Genomic DNA, 25,750 nt, shown 5'->3' with positions numbered 1-25,750 from the left:
CTCCTACTCTGATAGTGACACTTGTGCTAAGAAACGTAAGGCTTTTTGTAACGTTACGTTTCCACCAGCAATTGGCTGCCAGTCATATTGAACGACTTGACCGTGATGCGCCTGGATCGCTTCCGCAAAGCTACGCAATCCTACATTGATGAACGCGTCATTCGCCAACAATTCGCGGCTCTTTTCAGATGACTCTGGCAACGCATCGGCAGTTGTCACTGCTTTTGGCAACAGCTTACGACTAATTGGTGAAAATGGGTGACCGAGCATTGCTAAAGCTTGTTTGACTGCTTGGGCATTGCTTTGACACAAAATCACGCCAGCTGCGGTTAAAATCTCTGCTTGCTCGTTGCTGTCTTGGGGGTCTAAATCAGTTCCGACGATCGTAGCGATCACCGCTATCTCCCGGCCAGCTGCTTGCGCTGCTTCCTTCAACGATTTGATGGTCGGTGCCAATTCACTCGCCATATCTTGATGAGAGCCGTATCCTAAAACGATATCTAACAAAATCACTGCCGTTTCAGGATCTTCTCCCGCTTGTTTCAACAGTTCGATCCGCTTTGTTGGGTCGATCATCGGATGGGGCTTGCCTTGCGTATAGATGTCATCACCTAAATCGATGATCTCATGGCCAGCTGCTTTTAAGATGTACCCTTCCTGATGGGCATCTTCTTGTTCTAGATTTAATCCTGCTTTGACCAGCATCGCTGCTTCGTACGCCAACGTTCCGCCAGAATAGTAAGCTTTGATTTTTTGCTGTTCAGGTCCAAAAGCGGCAGCTACCGTTTCCTCTTTTACTGGCTCTAATCCAATCTGTTCTTGACGTAGCAGCTGCACGGCTAATTGTGCCGCTTCTTCCAGCGTGTAGGCTCGGTAAAGATTTTCTTCGTGGTCCGTTGGTTCTTCCCCCAGAAAAATCGTGACTGCAGGTTTTGTTCCTCTTCTTAATAATGCCAACACTTCATCGCGGACACGTGGTGCAGGTGGTTTGGAGATCACCACGATCACCTCCGTATCAGGATCGTGTTCCAAGGCAAGAATGCTGTCTTTCATGGTGATCCCGCCGACGGCTTCTTTGAGATCTCGTCCACCGGTTCCGATGGCTTGTGTCACACCAGCACCCAATTTATGAATGATGGTGGTGACTTCTTGGATGCCCGTACCCGAAGCGCCGACAACACCGATTTTCCCTTTACGGACGGCATTCGTGAAGGCTACTGGTATCCCATTGAGAATCCCTGTGCCACAATCTGGTCCCATTAAAAGAAGTCCTTGTTCATGAGCCATTTTCTTTAGTCGAACTTCCTCTTCCAATGAAACATTATCACTGAAACAAAAAACATGTTTGCCTGCTGCTAATGCGGTTTCAATTTCTGGTGCTGCCATAGTACCAGGAATCGATAAGACAGCGACCTTCGCATCTTTTCCAAGATCTAAGGCTTTTTCCCAAGTTTTGACGCTTTGGGTTTCTTCTCCTGCGCTATTGCTTTGGTCCGATAAGAAGGCATCGATTTCTGACAGGACTGTTTCGATGATTTCTTCCTCTTCAATGTCTAAAACGAGCACCATATCGTTGGATGTCGCATTGTTCATCTCCTCGGTATAAAGACCACCCGTCTTGAAGATATCCTTATTGGCAGGTGTACCCATCATGACCGAAGCGTTGTTGATCCCTTCGATCGTCAGTAAACGATTGGTCAAAAGCATTAAAACAATGGAATCTTGGTAATTGTTTTTTTGAATAATAGTGTGTAACATGGGTCTCCTCACTTTCCTGTTCCTGTCTGTGCAAAGGCATCTGACCCAGAATACTGGTCAAAATGAACCGTGTCGCTAATGAGATAGCGATAAATGTTCTTTTCGATAGGAATACCTTCTGCCATATATTTTTCATAGGTTAGTTGATTGATCTCGCCTGGATAATAGACTTGCTGGAACTGTTCAGCAGCCGGTATGGCGTGTAGCTCTTCGATCATCGTTTCGACTGACTCTTTAAATGTATCTAAATCAGTGAAGCGTTGCGGATCGATCAGCAAAATAAATTGCCCTAAGTCGCGGCCTTTCGTCAGATCGTTGTACATAGAGGAAACATGCTTGCCAAAAGGCAGCCCAAGGAGCATTCCAGACAAGATATCCACCATCATCATCAACCCAAAGCCTTTTGGTCCTGAGATTGGCAATAACCCATGAACATGATGCGGATTTGTCGTTGGCTTGCCATGGGCATCAACGGCCCATGTTGCTGGAATCTCTTTATCTTTGGAACGAGCATCTAAAATTTTGCCCCACGCTTGGACCGTCGTTGCCATATCAAAAACCACCGGCGCACCATGCTTTCGCGGTGCCGCAAAGGCAATCGGATTGGTACCAAAATAATTTTCTTTGCCGCCAAAAGGAACCACCATTGAATCCGATTGGCACATAGATAATGCAATCAAGTCAGCTTCTGCGGCTTTTTTGACATAATAGGATAGTGCCCCACTATGACTCGTTTTCCGCACACCAACCGCCGCGATCCCAGAACGTTTGGCCATCTCAATGGCATGCTTTGTCGCTTCTAATACGACGACCTGCCCTGCGCCATTTTGACCGTGAACGATCCCGCTGCTCGGTCCAGTCTCTTCAAACGTGATCTGCGGGGTGCGATTCATCCCGCCTTTAGCGATCCGCTCTGCGTAATAGTCTACCCGCACAGCCCCGTGAGAGTGGATCCCGCTGGCATCGGCAAAGACCAAATGCTCTGCAACGATGGCTGCGTGCTCTTCAGACAAACCAGCAGCCGCTAATTTGTTTTGGATCAATTGCTGTAACTCTTGTGACTGTACAATAACCGTCTCTTCCATCTTCTAAACTCCTTTAAATTTCCGGATCGCGGTTGCAATCTTTGGAATAAATATAGGTCAATGGTTCGTCACGACCAACACCATAGGCCGCTTGCTGTACATAGGCACTCATGAAAATATAGTCGCCTTTTTCCACTGGGAACCACTCATTATCTAAGTTATACATCCCTTTACCTGACAGTAAGTACGCTCCATGTTCTTGGTAGTGGGTCTCAATGTAGCCATGACTTGCCCCTGGTTCAAAGGAAAGGATATGGATATTCATGTCAAAGCCCAGCTCTTTTGGCAAGAAATCCCAAAGTAGGACGTCTGCCATCCCTTCGTATTGGATCGGTGTCAACTCTGAAAGATTCCCCACTACTTTGTAGGCTTGGTGATTTTCAAGTGGTTGGTAACGTTTCTTATACAAGAACACTTCTGTCGCTTCTTCTTGGAGATTTTTCATATACAGTTTTTCTCCAGCAGGCAGATAGATATAGCCTCCGTCCGTCAATGTATGGGTTTCTTTGCCATCACTTACTTCCAGTTTGCCCGAGATGACATACAAGAAACTCTCGATCTCTGGACCGCCGAAGCCCAATTGGTTGGCGCCATCTTTTTTGAATGAAATGATGTAATCGACAAAAGACGCCCCTAATTTTGGTGTGCCGAGTATCGAACATTCACAGTTTTCGAAGCCTGGAATGACATTATTCACTAGCCCATCATGCGGCAAGATCGCAAAATTATTTTTTCTAATGACTGCTCGTGATTGCAGCAATCCTTCTAAATAGCCCGTATTATTATTTTTATATCCCATGTGTGTCCCTGCTTTCTATTCTTTGTATGCTAGCTCATAAAGGGAAGCTGCTAAAACTTCAACCCCAGCTACTAAATCTTCGATAGTCGTTGCTTCGGCTGGGTTGTGGCTAATCCCATCAATACTTGGTACAAACAGCATCGCAGTTGGAAAATGTGGTGCAATGATTTGGGAATCATGCCCCGCCCCACTATGCATGACTTTGTAGCGTTTGCCAGTTTGCTTCACCGCTTGTTCCACCGTGGCAACGATCGTCTCGTCCATCGGCACAGGGCGTTCATCCATCCATAGATCCATCTCCACTGTCAGGTCGTGCTCTTTGGCGATCGCTTGAATGATCTGTTCTGCTTCAGCAGTAAAGGCATCCAATAGCTGCCCATCGGTATGGCGACAATCCATCGTAAACAACACTTCACCAGGAACCACGTTGACCGTATTCGGTTTTGGCTCAACTTTACCGAATGTCACTACTAATGGATCCCCAAGCTCTAAGCCACGGTCGATCACTGCGGCACACATTTTGGCAAAACCATACACAGCATCTTGGCGATAGCCCATCGGTGTGGTTCCTGCATGATTGGCTTGTCCTTTTAAAACAAAGGTGTAACGCTTTTGACCAGCGATACTATTGACGACACCGATCTGCAAATTTTCTTTTTCTAAAACACTGCCTTGTTCGATATGGATTTCCACGAAGGCTTTGATGTCTGATCGAACCGGTTCTTGTGGGTCGCGAAAATCAAAGCCTTGGCGTTGCATCTCTGCTACGAAGCGATTGCCTTCAAAATCTGCGATCGCTTCAACGTCGGCTTTTTTGGCTTCTCCGACAAAGTTTTTGCTTCCCCAAAAAACGGTTGGAAAGCGACTGCCTTCTTCTTCTGCCATTGAGATGACTTCCAAGGAGCGTAAAGGTTGCCCATAGGTCTCTTTTAAATACTTGATTGCTAAAGCAGCAGCAACGACCCCGTATTGACCGTCTAATGTGCCACCGTTAACGACGGTATCGATATGTGACCCTGAAAGAATCGTTTCTTCTGGATACTGGCTGCCTTCCATTCTGCCGAAGAGATTGCCGACTGCATCATAGGACGTCGTTAAGCCAGTTTCTTTTAATTGTTTTTCTACAAATGATTGCGCTTCTTTCCATGAATCGGTATAAAGCAGTCTAGTCATTCCTCCAGTTGGATCACTCCCAATCTGAGATAGTGCATCGATCATTGCCGCTACTTCTTTTTTCAACTCCATTGTTCTGCCTCCTTTGATTTATACGGTTATTGTAAGCGTGTTACTGAAGGACATCATTGTTCACTTTCGACAAAACCGTTTCTATTTTTAGTCATAACGCTGTTTTTTTTAACCGCTTCCTTCTCCTATACTCTTCCTTATACTATCGAAGAAGAGAAAGGAAGAAAACAATGGTTTATCCTAAAAATGCCTTTGCGCAAACAGAAAAAATCCAATTTGACACCTACGGCACTTTGCCGTTAGAAGTGACGATCCTAAAAGCAGCGCAGCCTCGGATCAGCCTTTTGTATTTTCATGGTGGTGGCTTCCTCTATGGTCAGCGAGAAGACCTTCCGCAGGATTATGTCCACCAATTGCTGGCTGCCGATGTTAGCCTTTACCTGTTCGATTATCCACTGGCTCCCGAAGTAGCGCTACACGATATCTACCTTCATGCAAAAAAGGCAGTTGAGTGGTTTTTGGCCGAAGGCTGGCAGTTCAGCGGCGTTGGTACAAATGAGTACGCTTTGTTCGGTCGCTCCGCCGGCGGTTTTTTAGCGACCTTACTGACCGCACGCACAAAGCACGCGGAGCAAAAGGGCTTGATCCGATTTTACGGTTACCAAGAGTTGTTTTGTAAAGAATTTTTGCAACCGGCACGCTTTTACACACAATTTCCGAAAGTCCCACCACTCGCCGCTGAAGCCATGATCGAAAGCCAACCCATCACCCACGGCACGTTAGAAAAACGATTCCCTTTGTACCTTTCCGCCCGTCAATATGGCAACTGGCAGCGTTATTTAGGGAATCGGGAACAGCTAGCAGCCTTGGCGATTCCTGCTGCCGCTTACCAAGACTTTCCTCCTTGCTTTGTCGTTCATTGCAAAAAAGATCCAGATGTTCCCTTCAGCGCATCCGAAGCTTTCGCTGCACAAGTCCCCCATGCCAAAACACTTTGGCTCGACTTAGATCAGCATGACTTTGATCGGACACCAAATGCGATCGCTGATGAGTGCTATCGAGAGATGATTTCATGGCTCCTTTTAACAATAGAGAAAAATTAAGCGCAGATTTGGCCATGCTTCTTTAGTAAACAAAAACAGGCGATCTTCAAAGGAATGTTCCCTCTAATAGATCGCCTGTTTTTTGATTATAGTGAGTTGAAGGTATTCACGACATTCTCAACACTGAAGCCGAATTCCGCTAAGACTTTGTCACCAGGTGCGGATGCACCGAAATGATCGATCGCGATCACTTTTCCATGGCAACCGGTGTAACGTTCCCAACCAAATGGGGAAGCCGCTTCGATCGCTACCCGTTTCTTCACTGCTTTTGGCAAGACGCTTTCTTTGTATTCTAAGCTTTGTGCTTCAAACAAATCAAAGCTTGGTAAGGAGACCACCGATACATCGATGCCTTCTTCTGCCAATTTAGCTTGTGCTTGGACCGCAAGATTCACTTCAGAACCTGTGGCGATCAAAATCCCCGCTGGTGTTTCACCAGCTTGTTTTGAAATCACGTAACCACCTTTTGCGACATTTTCATCCGCACCGGTTTGCGTGCCTTCGATCACTGGTAGATTTTGTCGGCTTAAGACTAAGACCGTTGGTTTATCCGTTGTTGTCATAGCCAATTTCCAGGAAGCACGGGTTTCATTGCCGTCTGCTGGACGAATCACTTGGACATTTGGCATGCAACGGACGCTGGCTAATTGCTCGATTGGCTCATGCGTCGGTCCATCTTCTCCAACCGCTACGGAGTCATGCGTCAAGACATAGATTACAGGTGCATGCTGGATCGCAGACAAGCGCACCGCTGGACGTAAGTAATCAACGAAGACGAAGAAGGTTCCGCCATAGATTCGCGTACCGCCATGCAATTGGATTCCGTTCATCGCTGCCGCCATCGCAAATTCTCGGACGCCAAACCAAATGTTGCGGCCTTCGTATTGGCCAGGTTCAAAGTCTTTTTCTGCTGCCACCATCGTGTTGTTGGATCTAGAAAGGTCAGCCGATCCACCCCAGAGACTAGGGACGGCTTTGGATAAGGCTTGGATCATCTCTTTGCTAGATACCCGACTAGCTTGTGAGCTGCCAACTTCGTAGCTTGGTAATGCTGCAGCCCAATCTGCTGGCAATTCACCCGCAAAGGCTTGTTTGAATTGCGCAGCAAGTTCTGGGTAGGCTGCTTCATAGGCACGGAAGGTTTCGTTCCAAGCTGCTTCAGCTTTTTGCCCTTCATCGATCATGGTTTCTTTGAAACGCGCGGCAACTTCTTCAGGTACGGTAAATTCTGGGTATTCCCAACCATAAATCGCTTTGGCTGCAGAAATGCCTTCGGTACCGATCGGCGCACCATGAACGGCAGAGGTGCCTTGATTTGGCGCACCATATCCGATCACAGTCTTGATTTCGATCAAGGTTGGTTTGTCGCTTTCAGCTTTTGCTTCGTCGATCGCTTTCGAGATCGCTTCTAAATCATTGCCGTCTTCAACGAGAATGTGTTGCCAGCCATACGCTTCAAAACGCGCACCGACATTTTCTGTAAAGGCTTTTGAAGTTGGGCCATCTAGGGAGATGTCATTTGAATCGTACAAGACGATCAGTTTGTCTAATTTCATGTGACCAGCCATGGATGCAGCTTCTTGCGAAACACCTTCCATCAAGTCGCCATCGCCACATAAAGCGTAGGTATAGTGATCAATGACTTGATACTTGTCGCGATTGTAGGTTGCAGCCAAGTGGGCTTCGGCCATTGCCATACCGACTGCCATGGCGATCCCTTGTCCTAAAGGTCCAGTGGTTGCTTCCACGCCGTCTGTGTGATCGACTTCTGGATGTCCTGGCGTGCGGCTATCCCATTGACGGAAGTTTTTTAGATCCTCAATGGTCACATCGTAGCCAGACACATGCAACAAGCTGTACAATAACGCCGAACCGTGTCCAGCAGACAAAACAAAACGGTCACGATCCACCCAGTTGCGAGAAGTCGTTGGATTGACTTTCAAGTGTTTCGTCCACAAGGCATAGGCCATGGGTGCTGCCCCCATCGGTAATCCTGGATGTCCTGAATTGGCTTTTTGTACGGCTTCGATACTTAATGTACGAAGGGTGTTCACTCCTAATTGATCGATTTTATCAAATAGTTTTTTCAATTAAATTGCCTCCTTCACTTTCTTCAGCCAGCATGTTTCTATTCACTGCCTTTTCATAATAGAAAAGAACCGGACGTCCAAAGTTTACTGGCTAATAGGCAACGAATGCTCCTCTTTTTAACAGTCCTAACTTTGGTCGTCCGATTCTTTTACTTTTGGCTTTGCTTAGCTGCTCAAAACTTTTCCAGTCATTTCTTGATAATCTGCGACCATGATCGACCATGCTTTGGCAATGTCATCATCTAAACCAAACAATCCACTGCGTCCGACAATATAGATGTCTGGATTGGCTTCATCGATCCGTTTGAAGGATTTCCGGTTGGAGGAACCGTCCATTTCAATGACATAGTGATAGTCGTATTCTTCCCGTAATTCCCGTAGTTCAACAATTTTATCTAACGCCCCTTCAATAAAGCGTTGGCCAGCAAACCCTGGATCAACTGTCATGATCGTGACTTTATCCAAAAGATCGATATAAGGCAAAATGACCGATACTGGCGTTTCAGGATTTAAAACGATCCCGGCTTTTAATCCAGCATCATGGATTTGATCGATCAGACGAAATGCTAATCCATCCAAAACCTCAGCGTGCATACAGATCCATTCACAGTTGATATCGATCAGCTGCTGCACCCAAAAAGCAGGTTCAGTGACCATCAAATGAGCGGACAGAGGCAAAGTACTGATTTTGCGGACCTCTTGAATAAACCATGGGGATAGGGAAATATTGGGTACGTAATGACCATCCATAATATCAATATGATAGGAGTCAACTTGGTCATTCAAAAAAGTGATTTGTTCTTTAAATTTATCTAGATCCATCGTCATCAATGACGGTGAAAATTCAACTTTGTTCATAGACTTATCCTTTCTCCTCAATCAGTCTTGTACTGAGAGGAACGACTCTTCTTTCAATTGAATCGCTTTTTTAGAAAATTTGAATATCATCTAAATCGATTTCTTCTTCTTCCACTTCTGCTTGTGCGGCTACTTGTTCTTCAGTGACATTTTTCTTAATCAAAGCCAAGGTGATCCCAGTCACTACTATATTTACCAGCAAAGCTACTGCCCCAGCCCACGGACGAGTCATGGTCGGCAGCATCAGCACACCACCAAACGGTACAGTTGCATCTGCCCCTAAGACCATTGAAACAGCCCCGCCAGCAGCGCCGCCAATAGCTGTTGCGATCAGCCCTCGGACGATATCGTTCATAACGATTGGGATCACCCCTTCAACGATATTGATCACACCCATTGGTACGGCAGATTTTAACGTTTCCACTTCTACAGGCGTATAGATGTTTTTGCCGAACAGTTTTGCAATAAAGAATGCGAAACCAAAGCCGATCGGTGTTGCAGTATTGACTAATTGCAGTGCAGTGATCGGTCCATTGATCCCTTCTGCTTGCATCGTCAGAACAAAAGCAAAGACCGTTTTATTGATTGGTCCACCATAATCAACGCCGCTCAACAAGCCGATGACGGCACCAAAAACCAATAATGAAGAGGAGCCTAAGCGATTTAATGCGTTCGTCAGTAAGTTCGTAAAGGCAGTGATCGGTGTACCGATAATATAGACCATGATCAGACCACCGATCAAAGAGGTCAAAAAGGGAATGATCAATGTCGGCATCAAGCCTTTCGCCCAATTTGGTACTTTAATAAATCGTAAAATAGCAATTACTAGATATCCAGCTAAGTAGCCGCCCAAAATTCCCCCAATAAAACCTGCACCAATGGCATTGGCTGTCAAACCAATAATAAACCCTGGCGCGATCCCCGGTTTTTCGGCAATCGCATAAGAAATTCCTGTCGCAATGACCACTGGAAGCAACCCGAGTCCTGCGCCTCCCATCGTAGCTAAAGCATCCCAAATCGTAAATTCACCTGGCACTAGTTGTCCCTGGCTGGTGCCGCCGAAAGCCATGCCAATGGCAATCAAGAATCCAGCACCGCAGACAATCGGAATCAAATAGGAGATGGCTGTCAACAAGTGTCCTTTTAAATTCAATGCTTTGATTTTTTCCATAGTTTCCTTCCTCCTTCGGTTTTCTTAGACCGCCTGCTGTTGGACGACCTCTTTGGCTTTTTCCAACAATTTGCTTGGGGACTTGATGGCAACTTCGGTCGGCACTTGAATGATCCGTTTCCCTTCAAATCGTTCACGTCCTACTACTTTGACGTCAACTGCTAAAATCACGACATCTGCAGCCGCAATCGCTTCAGGTGACAATTCATTTTCACGACCGATCGTTCCTTGTGTTTCCACATGGATCTCGTAACCTGCCTTTTTAGCCGCATTTTCTAACTTTTCTTGAGCAATATAAGTGTGAGCGATCCCTACTGTACATGCACATACTCCGACGATTTTCATAAATAATTCCTCCTTAAATTTTCTGTTATCCTTGAAATGCTTCAATCACTTGCTGCGGCTCTTTTGCTTTCAACAAGGCAGCCGTCACCTCGTCATTTCCTAATTTCCGAGCGAACAAAGAGAGCAGTTTCAAATGCTTTTGCGCCCCTTCCGTGTCATCACCGACGGCGAATAAGATAATTCCTTTCACTCCCTTGCCATCCAACGTTTCCCAAGGGATCTCTTCTTTTAAAACCCCGATTGCTACGCCGATCTCCTTCACATGAGCACTTTTTCCATGAGGAATGGCAATGTAATTACCAATCCCTGTTTGACCAACTGCTTCCCGCTCATAGACATCTTTTAAAAATGCTGCCTGATCCGTCAAGTACTCATTGGTATATAAAAGCTGACTCAATTGCTGCAGGGCTTCTTCTTTAGAAGCTGCCTCCATGTTGGTTTTGATTATTTTTGGATCAATCACTGTTGAAATATCCATTCGTTTTCCTCCTCTAGTTGAGTACCTCTTGCCTTACTGAATTGATCATTCATTCCTATCAGCCGCGTTGGTTGAGAAGGAAGGCTTCGATTTCTTCTTTTGATTTTTCTGCAATGAATTGCAGATTTTCTTCATAGGCGAAACATTTCATTAAGCGGATGACTGCTTGTTTCACCGCGGTTGTTTCGTCAGTCTTCATCAGGATCGCAAAAATCGTTTTTGCTTGCAGCGTTCCCTGCCAAAGGACTTTTTCACCTCTGACTAGGACGATTCCGCTTTTTTTCACCACATCACTTTCAATGTGTGGTAGCGCAAAATCTTCAGCAATCATCGTATTGCCGCTCGCTTCTCGGGCTTGCAGTGCTTCAAATAGCAGGGTTTTGCTCTCCGTCAGCCCGATTGTTTGGCTAACAGCTGCAATCTTCCTTAAAACATCGACTTTCGTCTCTCCTGCTTTTGTTGAAACTAAAGTAAGGGACAAAGGGAATTTAGTCATTTCTCACCCTCCCAATCATCACTTCAAGGCGTTTTTGGTCTTCCATCGTCAGCATGGCGCTCACGATCACGACCGGAATCGGACTATCGATCGTTAATTGAACGGTTGAGATGATCATCTCCGTATCCGGGTGTTGCTTTAAAGCCGCTTCCACATCACGAGAAGGTAGGACAGCGGTGATTGCCAACTCACGAAATTTCTTATGCACTTTTACTTTTAATAATTCGGAGGTTCCGATTCCCGTAGTACAGACGATCATAACCTTGAGTTGTTGAGGATGTTCTTCGATCGCTTGAGCAAAGTAAAGGGTGACAAAGCCGATTTCATCTTCTGTGAGCGCTGGCAAATCGTACACTTGGCAGATTTCTCTTGCAGTCTCTTCGGTAGCAAAAAACAAATCTGTGTATTCTAATTTGATTTGCTCCAAAAGATTGTTTTTGACTTCAATCCCATGTCGCAATCGATTGATCATTGGTTTGATATGGCGAGCCAATTTACCGAATAACTCCTCGTCTTCAAATGAGCGCTGCAGCTGGGTGCTCATTTTTTCTATAAATGCATTGGAAATCAGTTTTACTTGTTCTGACAGATCCTCTAATTCATCCGTGGCCTTTTGCATCCGTGAGGAGACGAGGTACTGATACATATAATAGCTTTCGTTTTCTGGTAATTTCGTATGCAAGTACTGTTCGCTATTGCCAATGATCTCTTTGGCGATGGTGGCTAACTCTGGGTTTTCTTGCATTTGCTGTTTCTCTTTCTCATCTAAAATATCCTCGTTAAACGAATTCCCTACTTTGCGAAACCTCCGCAATAAGATATACAGGTGAGAAAAAAGATTGATGTTGTATGGGTGAGGAATTACTAAGCCTAGGTGATTTTCAATCAAATTCAGCTGTCGCAAAACAAACTCCGCATCATAACGGTTGAACGCCTCATTCGTCACATGCAGATCATCCAAGCGGATATTGCGGGTTTGTTGGATATACTCCTGCAATGCACGACGGATATTTTTTTCTGCACCGTTCACCCCAATCATTTTATTTTTGCGGGAAACCGTCAGCTCAAAACGCTGCAAAGCTTCAGAAATTAATTTTTCATCACTGTTGATGACCGTTTCACTCACATAAAAAGGCTGATACAGGGAAAAAATATTCTTTCTTTTGGGTGAAATAAGCAATAGCTCCTCCATCACCTTGTTACGGCGTTCCACTGGTGTCAGTGCATTCGGCATCTCCGCTTTCTGACTCTGGGGCTTTTCTTGATGATGGAAACTTAAGCGGTAGCCTTTCCCTTTTTCTGAGAGAATCACATAGTCAATCGTGGCATCCTCATTGATCGCTTTTACGATGCGATAAATCGACTTTGTAGAAAGTCGAAGCGCTGCGGATAGTTCATCGGCTGTGACAAATTCTCTCGTATTGGAAAGAATATGGATGATTTTTCTCTTTCGTTGTTCCATAACAGTCATGTAACCGTTCTCCTTTCTACACACTTATCATAGCACCAGGAAATGTAAGCGTTATATCATTCTTTGTCCCCTTCAAGGGACAAAGACGATCGATAATAAGAATTACAATACAACGTTAAGGACAAAAAAAACAGCCATTTTTCAAAATGGCTGTAACAAAATCTGTGTTATCATCAATGTTCCTTATTCAACTGTTGGAATAAGAAAAGAAAAGCTGCTAGTTCCAATAAAACGAGAAGGAAAACGCCGTTTATCGAAACCCTTCAACCCCCGTTAAAAAACAATCTAGGTTTAAACGGCTTGTGCAGCAAGCGAAATAACCACTCTCATTGAAAGGAATGATTTGAGCTTTTTACATCAACGAACGATAAAGCTCAATAATCTCTTCTAAAGTCGTATCCCGCGGGTTGCCTGGTGTGCAGACATCGTTCAAGGCATCTTTGGCGATGGCTGGGATATCTTCTTCTTTGACGCCTAATTCAGAAATGGTCGCTGGAATGCCCACATCTTTGCTTAACTGATCGATTGCTTGGCAAGCAGCATCTCGGACGTCTTCAAGTGACATCGTTTCTGCCCCTTCAATGCCTAAAACGATCGCGATCTCACGGTATTTTTCACCCGTAAAGTCTTTATTGTATTTCATGATGGTTGGCAACAAGGACGCGCACGCTACTCCGTGAGGAATGTTGTACCAAGCGGATAATGGATGGGCCATGCCGTGGACTAAGCCCAAGCCGACGTTTGAAAAGCCCATACCGGCAATGTATTGTCCTAACGCCATCGCTTCTCGTCCTGCTTGATCGCCATTCACGGAATCTCTCAATGAGCGGCCGATGATCTCGATTGCTTTGATGTGCAGCATATCAGTCATTTCCCAAGCGCCTTTGGTGATGAAGCCTTCGATGGCGTGGGTCATGGCATCCATTCCCGTTGCGGCTGCCAAGCTCTTAGGCATCCCCATCATCATATCGCTGTCCACAAAGGCTACCAGAGGAATATCGTGAGGATCCACACAAACAAATTTCCGATGATTTTCTTCATCTGTAATCACATAGTTGATCGTTACTTCGGCTGCAGTCCCAGAAGTTGTCGGTACCGCTAAAATCGGCAAGCATGGATGTTTCGTGTCTGCCACGCCTTCCAAACTAATCACATCGGAAAATTCAGGATTCGTAGCAATGATCGCGATCGCTTTTGCCGCATCGATCGGTGAACCACCGCCAATCGCAATGATACAATCGGCTTGGGCTTCTTTGACAAAGGCTAAGCCGTCTTTGACATTTTGGATCGTTGGGTTCGGCACGATCCCATCATATAACGCATAATCGACACCTGCTTCATCCAATAATTTCGTCACTTTGGTCGCAACTTCAAATTTCACCAAATCTTTGTCGGTGATCACTGCCGCTTTTTTAAACCCTCGTGTCTTGAATTCGGTCGGTACGTTCTCAATCGCTCCTTTTCCAAAATACGATGTTTCATTCAAAATCATTCTATTTGCCATTCTTCCTACCTCCATTTGTTTGTTTATTCACAATATCTTTTAAACAGAAAAGACTGAAAGCCTTTTCTATTCTTCTACCATTGATTATACCTCAAGATAGCCTGCTCGGGGAGTGACTTTGAAAGCGTCAGCCAATTTTTTCAGATTTTCATCTGTAATGGTTTGTAAGATTGGGCCTTGCGCTTTGACATAGGTGTACACTTCCGCAGCTTTCTCTGCCGTTTCAATCAAGCCAAAGACTTCGTCCATATCTTTGCCAGCACCGTAGATGCCATGTTGTGGCCAAAGAACCAAACGGGTTTCTTTCATTTTAGCAGCCGTTGCTTCGCCGATTTCATTCGTTCCTGGAACCATCCAAGGAATGATGGAAACACCCTCTGGGAAGACCACCAAACACTCCGTACACATCTGCCACAAGGTCCGCGTGAAACTGCGTTCATCCAACTCATGGGTAAAACTCATGGCTAAAAGATGCGATGCGTGGTTATGCATGATGATTCGGTTTTCTGGATCGACCGACAAGCGAGCAATATGACTCATGAAATGACTTGGCAGTTCACTCGTTGGCACCGCACCATTTTCCAAGCCCCAAAGCAATTCCAATGTTTGCCCATCTTCTTTGACTCGGATCACACCAAGATTTTCCGCTGGATGTGCCGCTACATTTTTAAAGTATTTTCCTGAACCTGTCACGATAAAGTACTTGCCAGCTAATGCCGTGGCATCAAAAATCATGGGAATTTCCCGCAAGACGCTTTGCGGATCGATGAAAGGCAAGATCTCTTCTTCTGTTAATAAGTAAGTAATATTGCCGCCGTTGCGCTCATCCCACCCTAAACGGTAAAGATTTGCTGTCGTTTCCATCATTTCTTGTACAAAATTCGCTTGTAAAATATCAATCTTTTTCATCGTTCTCCTACTTTCTGGCTTTTAAGACGGTTTCTTCATAGGCTTTCACTTCTGATAGCCAATCCAGACCTGCTGGTACCCCTTGGCTTTCACAGAAGTAATTCCAAACATCTGCATACGGATAGTCTTTTAATTCTTCCGTCATGGCTAAACGAGTGGTGAAATCACCTGATAATTCGATTGCTTTTAGTTCTTCGATCGGTTCTAGCATCGCTTTTAGCAACGCTTTTTGAGTATTGCGCGTCCCGATCACCCACGCAGCGACCCGATTGATCGTCGCATCAAAGAAATCTAACCCAATGTTGGTTTTTGGCAATAAGTCATTGCGAACTAATTCGCGGCCAATCTCTTGCAATTCATCGTCCATGATCACGACATGATCACTATCCCAGCGTACAGGACGGCTGACATGCAGCAAAATGCCTTTGCTAAATAGTGCCAATGAAGACAATTTATTGGAGATCACTTCGGTTGGATGGAAATGTCCAGCATCCAAACAAATCAATTTATCGCGCGTCAAGCCATAGCCCATATAAAATTCATGAGAGCCGACGGTGTAGGCTTCGGCACCAAGACCAAACAACTTGCTTTCCACGGCATCTACCGTGTATTCCGCTGGCAATTCTTCAGCAAAAATCTCATCTAATGCTGTCATCAAGCGTTCCCGTGGTGTAAAACGATCGATCGGGTTGTCTTTGTAGCCATCTGGCACCCAGAAATTATTGACACAGACTTGCCCAGTTTCTTTCCCCATATAAGCAGCGATTTGACGAGAACGTTTGCCGTGTTCGATCCAGAACTGACGAACTTCTTCATCTGGTGAAGCAAGGGTAAAGCCATCTTTGAACATGGGATGTGAGAAAAAGGTTGGATTGAAGTCTAAACCTAAGCCTTGTTCCTTCGCCCAAGCAACCCATTTTTCAAAATGCTTCGGCTCCAATTCATTTAGATCCACTGCTTCCTCGGTGTCTAAATAGATGGCGTGAAGGTTCAATTTGTGTTTTCCAGGAATCAAAGAGTAGGCTTTTTCTAAATCTTGGCGCAACTCCTCTGGGGTATGGGCAGCACCAGGATAATTCCCCGTTACAGAGATCCCACCAGATAATGCTTCATCACTCAAAAATCCTTGGACATCGTCCCCTTGCCAAACATGCATCGAGATTTTCACATCGGTTAATTTTTTCAAAACCGCATCCGTGTCGACGCCTAATTTGGCATATGCTGTCTTAGCTTCTTCATAACGCTGTTGAATCGTTGTCATTTTTTTCCTACTCCTTCTATAAAACGTTGATAGTTGCTTAAAATCTTGTGATCAAAAGGCTGTGGTTCATGAACACTGCAAGGAAATGAGTGTTTGACCGCACGGCGTGCTTCAGCCAGCGACGTGAAGATGCCAGCACTCATCATCTGCATTAAAAGATTACCGATCGCCGTTGCTTCACTTGGGCCAGCTTCGATCGTCAGCTGCGCAACATCAGCCGTCAGTTGATTTAAAAAGCGATTGTTGGAACCGCCCCCCACGATATGCAATTTTTGCAGCTTGCTCGTCGTACCTGTCAGCTGTTCCAGCTTTTGTAATTCACTGGCATAACAAAGCGCTAAGTTATCATACACACAGCGAGCCAGTTCCCCTGCGGTTTCTGGAACTTTCTGCTGGGTTTCTCGACAATACGCTTGCAGTTCAGTAATCATGTTTTCTGGATTCAAAAAACGAGGATCATTGACATCGACAAACTGTTGAAAAGCAGGCGTGGCTTGCGCCAATTCCGCCAATTCTGCATAGGAATACTGATAGTTTTGCTGCCGAGCCACTTCTTGGATCAGCCACATGCCCATGATGTTTTTTAAAAAGCGAATCGTGTTGTGGGCACCCCATTCGTTCGTATAATTTTCATCAAAGGCGGCAAGGGAAACATTGGGTACTTTGGTTTCGATCCCCAGCAATGACCAAGTCCCGCTGCTGATGTAGCCCCAATCTGCCCCCTCTCCAGGTGTACCGATGATCGCTGATGCCGTATCATGACTAGCGACAGTGACAAAGGTCGCTTGTGGCAAATCATAGGCTGGAAACTTCTGTGTTTGCAGTGTGCCTAAAACCGTTCCAGCATCAACCAATGGTGGGAATAGTCCTTCTGTTACGCCAATCTCAGCTAACAATTCTGTATCCCATGTTTGGGTGTTGGCATTTAGAAGCTGCATCGTCGAAGCATTGGTTTTTTCCGTGACCATCTTGCCAGTAAAAACGTAGCCCAAGTAGTCTGGAATCAGCAGCAGCTTGTCGGCTTTTTGCAGCAGTTGCGCTTCTTCTGTGGCTAACTGAAAAATCGTGTTGAAGGGCTGCAACTGAATGCCTGTTTTCTCATACAGTTTTTGCAAAGAATAGCGCTGACCAAAAGTTGCGATCGCATCATTGGTGCGACTATCTCGATAAGCGACTGGGTCGCCTAAACGTTCGCCTGCTTGATCGATCAAACAGTAATCCACTGCCCAGGTGTCGATTCCGACGAAGCAGTCATTGATACCTGCTTGTTTCACTTTTTGCAGTCCTACTAAAATCTCTTGGATCAAATAATCGATCGCCCAACGGTCAAAGCCTTCATGAGGACGAAAGCCGTTTTTAAAGCGATGGATCTCTTCTAAAGTGATCTGCTCATTTTCCCAACGGCTCAGCATCAGACGACCGCTTGATGCACCGATATCGATTGCGATAAATGTGTTCACTGGTCTCCACCTTTCATTATCTTGTTTAAAAATAAATCGATTGCAATTCACTGATTCATTCTTGTTGCCTCAATTTTAGATTGACAATCAACGAGTTTCATCACACAATTTTGATAAAGACTTGCACAATCTTGGTAAAAAGGAGGATCCGATGGATTACTGGGAAAAAGCCAACCACTCATGGTCAACCGATTCACTGCGTTACATCAATACTTCAACCCAAAAGCAGCGTGAACTTTTCTATTACATTCAAGAAATCGGCTATTTCAAAGCCAGCAAACCTTACTTTACAGAACGAGAGAACCTGCCTTCTTATTTGATCAAATATACATTGTCCGGCTGCGGTGAATTGCGCTACAAAGGAAAAAGCTATCAATTGAAAGCAGGTGATGTGTTTTTTATCGACTGTCTAGACTATCAGTACTACCGCACCGTTAGTCAAGAGCCCTGGGAAATGGACTGGATCCATCTATATGGCGCCAACGTCGCAGCGTTTTATGAGGAATTCCTCAAAAATGGCAGTCCAGTTTTTCACACCAATCCTGCCAGCAGCCGCCAAAATCCGATCCATTTGGTCTTACAAGAATTATTGATGCTACAGCCAGAACCAAATGCGAAAACTGCCTTCCAAAGCTCTGTTTTGATCCATCAGCTGCTCAATGAACTGCTCCTGCAAAAATATCATCTCGATTTTTCGGATAGTGAGATCCCGCCTTATATTTTGCAGATTCGTGACCAGCTAGAAGAAGATTTCCGTCAAGGGATCACCTTGGAATCTTTGGAGGAAAGGTATCATATCAATAAGTATCAAATCGTCAAGGAGTTTTCCAAATATATGGGCTTGCCCCCCATCGAGTACCAGATCAGCAAACGCATCTCTTATTCGAAAGACCTTTTGCGCTATTCTCGGCTTTCCATCAAAGAGATCTCATTGGCGATCGGCATCGAAAACACCGCCTATTTCAGCCGTTTATTCAAGAAAAAAGTCGGCATTTCACCTAGTGATTATCGACAGACGGAGAATGGGCGGTAAAAAAAACATGAAATCATTCACTGATTTCATGTTTTTTTGCATTGAATCTAACATTTTAGTTAGCAACAATAAGAGACTCTTTTTCATTCATGATCTTTTCGAATGCTGACGCATTTGTTACCACAACTGGCGTAATGGTCGCATATCCCTCTGCTTGGATAGCTGCGAGATCGGCTTTTATCAGGGGCTGGCCCTTTTTGATTGCTTGATTTGCTTCAACAAGGGTCGTAAAGTGCCTGCCTTCTAGCTCTACGGTGTCAACACCGATATGGATCAAAAGCTCAACGCCTTGATCACTGGTCAAGCCGATCGCATGCTTTGTCGGAAATAAAGCAGTGACCACGCCATCAAAAGGGGCATAAAAGGTATTTGATTCCGGTTTGACAGCTTTACCTTGCCCCATCAAGCCTTCTGAAAAAACTTTGTCAGGAACCTCAGTTAAGGGAACGACTTCTCCTTGAACGACTTCTTGAAAATTGATTTTTGTATTCACTGATTCTTTTGATTTGACTGTTTTACTTTTTTCAGGTTCTATAATCCCCCAAAAATAGGTGATTAGAAATGCCGTAACAAGCCCTACTACCTGCGAAGCGATCCCACCATAAAATCCACCATCGATTCCTGCTGGATTGATGATCAAAGGAATACCCAATAATCCCGAACCACCAAAAGAATACTGCACTGTCTGCATAAATCCTGCAATAACACCACCTAAACTTCCACCGATAACAGCAGCGATCAGCGGACGCTTATAAGGAAGTAATACCCCGTACAATGCTGGTTCGCTGACACCAATCAAGGTTGTCAGACCTGTTGAGTATGCGAGTGCTTTCGTTTTATCATTTTTCGTTCGTAGACCAACCGCCACGACAGCTCCAGCCATTGCCATTTGGTTCGCTAGGAGCAGACCCATCACAGGATCGAATCCTTGCATCGCCATGTTGTTAAGAAAAATCGGAATGAATGCCCAATGCAATCCGAACATGACCATCAAGATCCATGGTCCCCCAATCACCAGCCCACCCAAAACCGGACTGAATTGATAAACATTATTTACAAGCGTTGCCAGTAGACTGGATAAGTTGGATATAATTGGACCAACGACCAGCAAGGCAAGGGGGACAGAAACTAGCAACACGATAAGAGGCTGTACCATGAATCGCAAATCCTTCAACGGCCATTTCTGAACGAAACCATTGATTTGGGCTGCCACCCAGACAGCAATGATTGCCGGAAAAACGGAAGAAGTATAGTCCATCATATTCACGGGAATCGACAAAAAAGTCAAACTACCTTCTGTCGCATACGGGAGCAAAGTAGGATAGATCAACGATGCCCCGATCAACATTCCGACATAGCTGTTTAATTTAAAATAATTTGCCGCCGAAGCACCTAATAAGATTGGCATGAAGTAAAAGAAAGCATTAGACAATGCGTACAAAACGATATAGGTTCCCGAAGTTTCTGACAAAATACCTGTTACTGATAAAATCGTCAAGATCCCTTTGATCGTTCCTGACGCAGCCATGGCGCCTAAAGCTGGCGTGAAAATCCCTGAAATCGTGGTGGTAAATTGATCAAAAAGAGATTTTTTTGTTTTTTCACGAGTATTGTCCTCTTTTAGTTCGCCAACTTGTTGCAGGACCGTATCATAGACATCGTTCACGCGATTTCCTAAGACGATCTGGTACTGTCCGCCCTGTTCAACGACTGAGATCACTCCGTCAAGACTAGCAATCGTCTCCTTATTTGGAATACCGGTATCATGCAATACAAAGCGCAGACGTGTGACGCAATGGGTTACCGATTCGACATTGGCTTTTCCACCAATTTCCTTCAAAATATCTGTTGCCAACTGCTGGTTGTTCATTTTTGCTCCTCCTCAATAAAAAGTTTGATTTCTCCAGTGATCCCCAAAGGCTCGAGCAGGACAAATTGCGAAAGATAATCCCTCATACTGCGACCTAAACTATTGATCACTTCAATCTGGATGGAATTATTCGTTTCTTGAAGCAGGTCCGTCAACTCAAATGTATACGGTGTACTGATTCTTGTGCCTACACAATGACCGTTGACTGAAACAGTCACAACTTCTGAAGCATCTTCAATACTTAATAAAACTTCTCCTACTGCTTTAGGAAAGTCCACGGTATAAGTGATTTTCCCGCTAAACCGACTGAAGTCATCACCGACCCCCAGTAAAGGCAGTGACGAATATTGTTTTTGACAGGCAACTGCTACTTGCTCTTTCCCGATTCCTTCGAAAGTGACTTGCCATGGCTGATCGTTTAGATGAACTTCTTTCATTGGTTTGCTTCTTTCAATACGCAATGGTTGTTCCGAGGTAGCTTCAAAAAGAATCAGACTCTCTGCTGGTGCTAAATGAATCTCATAGCTGCCATTTTTATATGACACAGGTTTCAGTTTATTTTCTACTGGATCATATTGAACTAAAGGCTTCTCAGCAGGAAAAACAGCCTGAAACTGCAGCGATTCACTGTCATTTTCATTGAAAAGCATGAATACCTCATCTGTTTGCTGCTGATAATGATAGTACCGCAAATACGGCAGAGCTTTTGACGTTTCTAAACGATCCCGTACCTTCAAGCCAGCATTATCAGTAAGTGCTGTGAGCGGCGTTACTTCTGTCAGACGATCGAGAAGCCGAAGCTCATGGGTAAGCAGAGTTTGTTCAAGGGATTCTTTCACCATCTCCTCAATAAAAATAATTTGAATACCAGATTCTGCGAGAGCTGTCAGCTTTTTGATCAATGAATCAGGCATTCGCTCAATATATGGAATGACTAGTGTTTGAAAGGCGTGCTCATTGATGACAAACGTTCGATTCGTATATTGCGCATCAAGCATCATCTCAACCGAAACGATTTCAAATTCGTATTGATGTTCCATCAGTTCACGAGCAACTTTTTGAATCGGCATATAAGTGCCTGCCCACTCCGCTTCAGCATGGTACAGCACAGCAATGTCCGCTTGATGTTTCCCGTCACTAAATAGATAACTCAAACGATTCATATACGTCATCAGCTGTTTGAAGCCCTCAAATTGTGGATTATGGCCTTGCGCATAAAAATGCGGCGGACAATCGGCATCAGGAAAGTCATTCATTGAAAAGGCATGAGGGACAAAATGATTGACCCCTCGCACCAGCATGTGATCGGTTAGCCATTTCATCAGTTTGGTTCCTTCTGACCAACCATATGCGCCGAATACTTCGCACATCGTTCGACCTTGTTTCACAGGGTCTAAGTTTCCTAAAGACGCCCCCATTTTCCCTAATGCGTAATGGAAAAATTCACCATCCCAGCCAGTAGATGTCATGGCTTCAAAGTATCCATCATTTTGTTGCGGCATCAATTGATGCAAAACGACATCGATTCCTGCCATCGATTGACCTTTCATCGATTGAAAGAAGTGACCTGCCCCATAGCCTAAACGTGCATGGGCATTGTTATCCTCAATCACATGTCCGATATAGTCGACTTTATGTTCACGACACCAACGTCCGATCCGCTGAGAAAAGTGTTGACTATATAGCTCAGAAACCAACGACATATAATTGTAACGAATCTTAGCCGCCTGTTTTGATTCACCACGATAGAGAGCCGGCAAAAGCCCTCGCAGCTCAGTTTCAGATATGGCTAGCTGGTTTGCTAACAAAATCAACAAATCATACCGCCACGGCAATGGCATATCTACTTTTCCAAGGACTGCATCAGGACCCTTGATATTCCCAAACCGCGGTTCATCTGAGAAAAATCCTTGGATCGTTGTGCCAAATTTCTCTCCAAAGTGTTGATAATGACTTTGATAAACCGTTTCCAGCAAAACATCTGTTGCTTCTGGTACCAAAGGATTCAAGTACCCTTGTGTCGAAGCTTCCCCGCCTTCTTGTGTCGTGTAAAAGACAAAGATACTCCACTCTCCTTCAGGAATAGACCAATACAATGTCTCATCAATAATTGAGTCTGTAAGGTCGATCCACTCCTCCTCGCTGATCTGCTTAAATCCAGTTTTTTTGACCGCAACGGCGCTGATGATTTCAGCAGAAAAAAACGATTTGCCACTCTCCTTAACCGTTTCCCCTTCGGAATTCAAAATATTCGGTCGCTCTGCATTGAAACACCAATCCAACATAATTCCAGCATTCTTTTTGGGACCTACAAAATCAAATTGACGAAAATTCAAAAATTCTTTCTGCAAATGTCGATGATTCTTCTCAATTTCTCCTGCGGCGTAGCCTGTTGGAAAGTGCTTGTCATCCAAAATCCAAAGTGTCATTTGTCTTTTTTCACACTCTTCAATGATGATCGCCAACTCGTCCCACCATTGCACTTTCAAAAATTCTTCATGAGGGCGTGATTCGATGCAGACAGATCGGATGCCGGCTTCGGAAATTTTATTGATGTAAGTTTGAATCGTCTCCTTCTCTTCTCCATGCATCCATAAAAACGGAAAAATATGATTATCATATTTTTCGTTCAATAAATTCGTTATCTTTTTCATACAAATTCCTCTTTCTTTCTCATCCAAATTCATTTAAAATCATAATAAATACGCTTTCAAATGTATCATAAGCAATTCTGCAGATTGAAACAATGTCATCTTCTTTGCAGATAATTATCATATTTTTAGATTTACGAAAGGAGGGGATCATAATGACAACCGAAGAAATGGAAAAAAAGCTTTTTCAGTTATCTGAGCGAGAATGCTATCACAGAGACCATCCAAACCACCTTTCTGACTATTATAAACAGCTGGAAAAAGTGACGATCAATGGCCGACAAGTTTACTTATTCGATAATCTGATAGAAGAACAAGAAAACTTTACTCTGGTAAAGCAAAGCCGCTTCAGTCCAGTTCCTTATCATAACCACAGTTTTATCGAATTAAATTATATCTACTCAGGAACATGCATCCAATTGATCGATGATCAGAAAGTTACGCTGACAAAAGGACAAATTTGTTTGATTGATACTGGAATTCCACATTCGATTGAAATGACTGGTGAAGAAGATGTCTTGATCAATCTTTTGATCAAGCGGGATTATTTCGCTCAATTGATCAGTCGGGAACAGTTTAATGAAGGGGTCGTGCTTGATTTCGTTCTGACTGCATTGTCAGACAAACACGCGCATGACCAATATATTGTCTTTAAGAACAATAAAGATGATCGGATCCATGCTGTGATTCAAGAAATGCTGAAAGAAACTTATGAAAAAGCCATTGGCAGTAAACGAATCATCAGCAATCTAATAGCCATTCTTTTCACTTTTCTCGTGCGTGAGTTCGACTATCAGACCAACAAGCAAGAAGCGGCAAAAAAACAGCACATTTTAGCGATCTTGACCTATATCGAAGAGAACTTCCAAACAGTTACTTTGCCAAAACTCGCCACCCTTTTTAACTATTCTCCTTCCTATCTAAGTGCATTGATCAAACGAGAAACTAGTAAAAATTTGACCGAATTGATTATCGAAAAGAAATTGAATCTCGCCCACAACTTAATTGCTTCCTCCACCAAACCAATCACCCAATGTGCGGCTGAAGCAGGTTTCACCAATATCACTTTTTTCTATAAAAAATACAAAATTTATTATGGGCATACACCGAAGAAGAAAAAGTGATCCTATGTCGCTACTTGTTTAAATAAAAAAATGTGGCATAAGGTAAATATTCATGTTCTAAACAAAACAAAAAAAGAGTGGCTACCCACTCTTTGAAATTATTTATTTGTTAAACTATTATCTGCTATTTTATTGGTCGCTAACTAAAATTGCTCAACTGATAAATTTATTTCAACCAACTCATCCCTAATACACCAACAATATAGAGCAAGCTACCAAGAGCAACAAATTGCTTTTCTCTGCCAACTTTTCGTTCCTTTAAGAAAATAATACTTCCAAAGGTGGCAACAAGTAAGCTCATTTGAGAAAATGAATAGGTTACGCCTACACCCAAAGAAGACGACACAGCGAATAACGAAGCATTCGCGAGAACCCAAGTGCTACCAGTACCTAAATTGCGGATTATTTTGCGGAAACGCAGTTGTTTCTTACTTTTCAAGGAAATCACGCTTCCCCCGAGAAACATCCCTACTGCCTGAGGCAAGAAAATCTGTGCGCCACTTATCTGAAACAGACCAGTGACTGTCACATATAGCATCAAAAAAGCTGAAGAACAACATAGATAAAGAAGTACTTGCTGTGATAAGCTTGTTTTCTGATGAGTTGTCTTAGTTACAAGGAAAACACCTGTTAGGATGACTCCTAGTGCCATGATTGAAAAAATTACCGTCGTTAAATCTTTCCATTCTTTGAGAAAGAAGCCAGATGCTAATGTAACAAATAATAATTGGGTACCGACGGAGACGGGCATTACTTTAGAAACCTCCGCTTTTTCCAAAGCGAGAAATTGGAAGTATTGTCCGCAAGCCCAAAAAACCCCAGATAATAAACTGATGAAAAATGGCACCATGGCATAACTCACTTGATTCAAAAAACCAAATACACTACCGAAAATCAAGGCTGCGATTGTTGTTCCTAGCAGTTGTTCCTCTGATTTCCCTCCCATCAATTTAGCGACGATTGGCATTAAGCCCCATCCTAGTGCAGGCAGTGAGGCAAGCAATAAAAGTTGTACGGACATAAAAACTCCTTCTAAACGTTGTAAAAAGCGAGAACACAAAATCTTGTAGAGGAAAACGTTACAGAAGCAATTCCTTCT

Annotated in this window: 21 protein-coding genes; 3 read left to right on the top strand and 18 right to left on the bottom strand. The window is 44.1% G+C overall.

The genetic code is table 11. The features are described 5' to 3' along the window. Nucleotides 1–3 precede the first annotated feature (3 nt). From fdrA to allC, 4 genes are read right to left on the bottom strand one after another with little or no spacing between them, the layout of a single operon-like run. The gene (gene fdrA, locus IGJ44_RS04520; protein ID WP_167826876.1) at nucleotides 4–1,758 is read right to left on the bottom strand and encodes an acyl-CoA synthetase FdrA; all 1,755 of its coding nucleotides are present in this window, start codon (nucleotides 1,756–1,758) and stop codon (nucleotides 4–6) included. Between the two features lie 8 nt (nucleotides 1,759–1,766). After that, nucleotides 1,767–2,843: an ureidoglycolate dehydrogenase gene (gene allD, locus IGJ44_RS04515; RefSeq protein ID WP_015509185.1), complete on the bottom strand. Its 1,077-nt coding sequence runs from the start codon at nucleotides 2,841–2,843 to the stop codon at nucleotides 1,767–1,769. 13 nt (nucleotides 2,844–2,856) lie between these two features. Then, entirely contained in the window at nucleotides 2,857–3,642 is a 786-nt protein-coding gene (allE, locus tag IGJ44_RS04510; RefSeq protein ID WP_151195846.1) for a (S)-ureidoglycine aminohydrolase, read from the bottom strand. A gap of 15 nt (nucleotides 3,643–3,657) precedes the next feature. Beyond that, nucleotides 3,658–4,887, bottom strand: coding sequence for an allantoate deiminase (allC, locus tag IGJ44_RS04505; RefSeq protein WP_005225359.1), 1,230 nt, complete (start codon nucleotides 4,885–4,887; stop codon nucleotides 3,658–3,660). Nucleotides 4,888–5,057: 170 nt separating this feature from the next. Here allC and IGJ44_RS04500 point away from each other — a divergent pair, with 170 nt between their 5' ends. Then, nucleotides 5,058–5,930: an alpha/beta hydrolase gene (locus tag IGJ44_RS04500; protein ID WP_167826877.1), complete on the top strand. Its 873-nt coding sequence runs from the start codon at nucleotides 5,058–5,060 to the stop codon at nucleotides 5,928–5,930. Nucleotides 5,931–6,016: 86 nt separating this feature from the next. Here IGJ44_RS04500 and tkt read toward each other — a convergent pair whose 3' ends face one another. The 11 genes from tkt to rhaB all read right to left on the bottom strand — a co-directional run bounded on the left by tkt (nucleotide 6,017) and on the right by rhaB (nucleotide 17,925). Further along, a complete protein-coding gene (gene tkt, locus IGJ44_RS04495; protein WP_430606191.1) occupies nucleotides 6,017–8,020 on the bottom strand; it encodes a transketolase in 2,004 nt (667 codons plus the stop codon). Between the two features lie 165 nt (nucleotides 8,021–8,185). Beyond that, a complete protein-coding gene (gene alsE / locus IGJ44_RS04490; RefSeq protein ID WP_086294769.1) occupies nucleotides 8,186–8,878 on the bottom strand; it encodes a D-allulose 6-phosphate 3-epimerase in 693 nt (230 codons plus the stop codon). Between the two features lie 70 nt (nucleotides 8,879–8,948). Then, nucleotides 8,949–10,049 (bottom strand): PTS fructose transporter subunit IIC, encoded by a 1,101-nt coding sequence (locus IGJ44_RS04485; RefSeq protein ID WP_167827122.1) that lies wholly within the window; start codon nucleotides 10,047–10,049, stop codon nucleotides 8,949–8,951. A 24-nt stretch (nucleotides 10,050–10,073) separates the two neighbouring features. Next, the gene (locus tag IGJ44_RS04480; protein WP_074536499.1) at nucleotides 10,074–10,394 is read right to left on the bottom strand and encodes a PTS fructose transporter subunit IIB; all 321 of its coding nucleotides are present in this window, start codon (nucleotides 10,392–10,394) and stop codon (nucleotides 10,074–10,076) included. 25 nt (nucleotides 10,395–10,419) lie between these two features. Beyond that, nucleotides 10,420–10,872 (bottom strand): PTS sugar transporter subunit IIA, encoded by a 453-nt coding sequence (locus IGJ44_RS04475; protein ID WP_074536500.1) that lies wholly within the window; start codon nucleotides 10,870–10,872, stop codon nucleotides 10,420–10,422. 58 nt (nucleotides 10,873–10,930) lie between these two features. Beyond that, nucleotides 10,931–11,368: a PTS sugar transporter subunit IIA gene (locus IGJ44_RS04470; RefSeq protein WP_074536501.1), complete on the bottom strand. Its 438-nt coding sequence runs from the start codon at nucleotides 11,366–11,368 to the stop codon at nucleotides 10,931–10,933. Next, nucleotides 11,361–12,839, bottom strand: a complete 1,479-nt coding sequence (locus IGJ44_RS04465; RefSeq protein ID WP_074536502.1) for a BglG family transcription antiterminator — start codon at nucleotides 12,837–12,839, stop codon at nucleotides 11,361–11,363. The genes IGJ44_RS04470 and IGJ44_RS04465 overlap by 8 nt, the downstream gene beginning before the upstream one ends. Nucleotides 12,840–13,191: 352 nt before the next feature. Continuing rightward, on the bottom strand, nucleotides 13,192–14,343 hold the full coding sequence (gene fucO / locus IGJ44_RS04460) for a lactaldehyde reductase (protein WP_074536503.1): 1,152 nt from the start codon (nucleotides 14,341–14,343) through the stop codon (nucleotides 13,192–13,194). A gap of 84 nt (nucleotides 14,344–14,427) precedes the next feature. Beyond that, a complete protein-coding gene (gene rhaD, locus IGJ44_RS04455; RefSeq protein ID WP_074536504.1) occupies nucleotides 14,428–15,252 on the bottom strand; it encodes a rhamnulose-1-phosphate aldolase in 825 nt (274 codons plus the stop codon). Between the two features lie 7 nt (nucleotides 15,253–15,259). After that, entirely contained in the window at nucleotides 15,260–16,513 is a 1,254-nt protein-coding gene (gene rhaA, locus IGJ44_RS04450; RefSeq protein ID WP_074536505.1) for an L-rhamnose isomerase, read from the bottom strand. Continuing rightward, entirely contained in the window at nucleotides 16,510–17,925 is a 1,416-nt protein-coding gene (gene rhaB / locus IGJ44_RS04445; RefSeq protein ID WP_205821379.1) for a rhamnulokinase, read from the bottom strand. Before rhaB ends, rhaA begins: the two co-directional genes overlap by 4 nt. Nucleotides 17,926–18,124: 199 nt before the next feature. Between rhaB and IGJ44_RS04440 the strand changes: the two genes are divergently transcribed. After that, nucleotides 18,125–19,006: an AraC family transcriptional regulator gene (locus tag IGJ44_RS04440; protein WP_074536507.1), complete on the top strand. Its 882-nt coding sequence runs from the start codon at nucleotides 18,125–18,127 to the stop codon at nucleotides 19,004–19,006. 55 nt (nucleotides 19,007–19,061) lie between these two features. Here the strand turns inward: IGJ44_RS04440 and IGJ44_RS04435 are convergent, their stop codons facing one another. Both IGJ44_RS04435 and IGJ44_RS04430 read right to left on the bottom strand, forming a co-directional pair. Further along, complete coding sequence (locus IGJ44_RS04435) at nucleotides 19,062–20,876, bottom strand: beta-glucoside-specific PTS transporter subunit IIABC (RefSeq protein ID WP_167827124.1); 1,815 nt, start codon at nucleotides 20,874–20,876, stop codon at nucleotides 19,062–19,064. After that, entirely contained in the window at nucleotides 20,873–23,530 is a 2,658-nt protein-coding gene (locus IGJ44_RS04430; RefSeq protein WP_074536509.1) for a cadherin-like beta sandwich domain-containing protein, read from the bottom strand. Before IGJ44_RS04430 ends, IGJ44_RS04435 begins: the two co-directional genes overlap by 4 nt. A gap of 152 nt (nucleotides 23,531–23,682) precedes the next feature. Here IGJ44_RS04430 and IGJ44_RS04425 point away from each other — a divergent pair, with 152 nt between their 5' ends. Continuing rightward, nucleotides 23,683–24,651: an AraC family transcriptional regulator gene (locus IGJ44_RS04425; protein WP_074536510.1), complete on the top strand. Its 969-nt coding sequence runs from the start codon at nucleotides 23,683–23,685 to the stop codon at nucleotides 24,649–24,651. A gap of 166 nt (nucleotides 24,652–24,817) precedes the next feature. On the opposite strand, the gene IGJ44_RS04420 is transcribed toward IGJ44_RS04425, so the two are convergent. Then, complete coding sequence (locus IGJ44_RS04420) at nucleotides 24,818–25,672, bottom strand: GRP family sugar transporter (protein ID WP_156236009.1); 855 nt, start codon at nucleotides 25,670–25,672, stop codon at nucleotides 24,818–24,820. Between the last annotated feature and the right edge of the window lie 78 nt (nucleotides 25,673–25,750).

Source organism: Enterococcus sp. DIV1368d (genome assembly GCF_050542975.1).
Taxonomy (GTDB): domain Bacteria; phylum Bacillota; class Bacilli; order Lactobacillales; family Enterococcaceae; genus Enterococcus_D; species Enterococcus_D casseliflavus.
This window is presented reverse-complemented; position numbering and strand designations above follow the sequence as displayed.